At 58.0% G+C, this 2,311-nt stretch carries 2 protein-coding genes; both read left to right on the top strand.

Annotation, left to right across the window (positions count from 1 at the left end):
• Positions 1-537 precede the first annotated feature (537 nt).
• Positions 538-1,107, top strand: a complete 570-nt coding sequence (locus tag ABYB95_RS21870) for a hypothetical protein (protein ID WP_372661924.1) — start codon at positions 538-540, stop codon at positions 1,105-1,107.
• Positions 1,100-2,311 (top strand): hypothetical protein (locus tag ABYB95_RS21865; RefSeq protein WP_372661921.1); only part of this gene is annotated, 1,212 nt, incomplete at its 3' end. The genes ABYB95_RS21870 and ABYB95_RS21865, both read left to right, overlap by 8 nt.

The raw sequence follows: 2,311 nt of genomic DNA, 5'->3' as shown, positions 1-2,311 counted from the left end.
CTGGCGTTCAACAAGGCGGTCAGCGGTATGGTTTCAAGCATGCCCGCAGGAGATACGTGTGAGTAAGAGGGTGCAGAGGTGTTGGCAGGCATGTGTTTGCGCTCTTTCCATGGTGGTGCTGCCTCAAGTTGCGTTCGCGCAGGATGTTTGCGAGAAGACCGGTGTGGTATTCGGGTTTTTCAATGGCGTAGATACCGAGCTCAAGGTGGCCTAGAGAGCGCTGGGTGAACTCCGCGTGGCTTACGCCTTTAGTACCCCCAGCGGCGAATCCATCACCTACGAGCTGTTCTACAACGACACCGAAGGATTTTCGGATTTTGTCGAAACGTTTGCACAGCGCGGCAAGAGCACAACAGTTTGCTGGTTGTGCGCTTCGAGTTGTTTTCCCGGTGGGGAGCGGCGTGGATTTCCATTCAAAGAACGGCAAAGACCGGCCTGATGCTGAGCGCCACCGGAGACGTTTGGGTAATGGATCACAAAGTGCATGTCGTGTAACCCAATAGAATTATTTTTTGAAATCCCAAAAAGGAAACTCGCATGACGAACAACAGCAGCTGGAATGCCCCATCTACCCGCCGTGCGCTCATCTGGATGGGGGTTTTTGTACTGATGGGCCTGACGGGTTGCGGCGATGGTCAAGGCGCCAAGGCGTCGGCGCCTGCCGAGCCCACGGCAGAGCAAAAGGTGGCGCAACTGGAGGCCAGTGGTGTGTTGCCCAAGCTGGACCGGCTGCCCACGCTTGAAGGTGTGGACGCCAATGGCGATGGCGTGCGTGACGACATTGCGCTGCACATCGAGAAGAAATACGCCGACTTGGCGCAGCGCAAGGCCGCGATGCAGATGGCGCGGGCTTATCAGAGCATGGTTCTGGTGAATAGGAACGATGCGGTGGCGCTGGATGCGGTTTCTGGTGCGGGCGTGCGCGCGGTCAACTGCATAAGCATCATTTATCCGTCGCTCGAAGAGTTCAAGGTGGGGCATCAGATGTCTAGTGAATTAGAGGCGTTAACCACAAACACAAAGGAGCGACTGCGGTCGTATTTGGCGTACAACAAGGCTCGCAGTGGAACTGTCTCTAGGATGCCCGAAGGCGACACTTGTGATTGAGCGGTTGGAAGGTGCGTTATGCGCCAAATTGCGTTGGTTAACGCTGATTGCGATGCTGCTCCCTTTCAATTCCATGGCGAAAGACAGTTGCGAAGCCATCGGCGTTGTGTTCGGTTTCTTCAACGGAGTCAAGACGACTGACGTGCAGGGGAACCTCGCCGTTGCCTGGATCAGAAAACTTTACCCAGCCACCACCCCCAGCGGCGAACCCATCACCTACGAGCTGTTCTACAACGACACCGAGGGATTTTCGGATTTCGTTGAGACGTTTGAACAGCGCCTGCAAGAGCACACCGGCTTGCTGGCTGGTCGGTTCGAGTTGTTTTTTTCGGCCATCCAAGGAGGCGGGAGCTGGTGGGATGCATTGACATCGGCTATTCCTGCGCTGACCGACCTGCCTGTTTTGTTGGCCGATACGTTTCGTGCAAGCCTCGTTCGGGAACTAACGGCAAATTTTGGGCAACCCGAAACATTCAAGGTGGCGCAGCGACACCGGGACCAACTGACGCATTGGATATCGCTGGACAAGAAGCTCTTGCTGCTGGCGCATTCGCAAGGCAATTTGTTTGTGAATGCTGCCTACGACCATGCCGTGGCGCTGTCGGATCCCAAGTCGGTGCGGGTGGTGCATGTCGCGCCCGCTTCGCCACGTGCGACCGGGCCGCACACCTTGGCCGATCTGGACTTGGTGATCAATGGCTTGCGGTTGGTGGGCAAGGTGTTGCCGGTGACGAACTCGATGGTCGGTTACGGGCTGCGCCCGAAGGGGCTCAATGGTGAACGAGACGCCGTCGGGCACGGATTGCTGGAGATCTATCTCAATCCAGCAGTGTCCACCGCCTCGCGCATCCGCGACCACGTGATGGCGGCGTTGCGCGAACTGGAATCGCCGCCGCGAAAGCCTTGGGCGCCGTATCCCGATTTCGCTTCTATTCCCTGGGCGGGCGGCGAAGAGCCTGGCGCCCTGTATTCACCGGTCACGCCTTCGCACGAGTTGAACAAGGTGGTGCTGCGGCGTAGCCATCCCTTCGTGTTTGTTCGGAGGGTGGATGCCGTGCGTGGCGCCTACTGGACCACACCACATGTCGACGGGCCCGAGCAAGGGTGGAGCCGCACAGAGTTTCAAGGTCGCGGGGTCGATGGGTCTGTGCAATGCACGTGGGGAAGGTCGCCTGTGCCGGGTTGGTTGGGTCCGCTTCCCTGG

This window comes from Hydrogenophaga sp. (genome assembly GCF_041633695.1).
Classification (GTDB): Bacteria; Pseudomonadota; Gammaproteobacteria; order Burkholderiales; family Burkholderiaceae_C; genus Hydrogenophaga.
The sequence above is the reverse complement of the archived record's forward strand: the minus strand, read 5'-3'. Positions and strand labels throughout refer to the sequence as shown.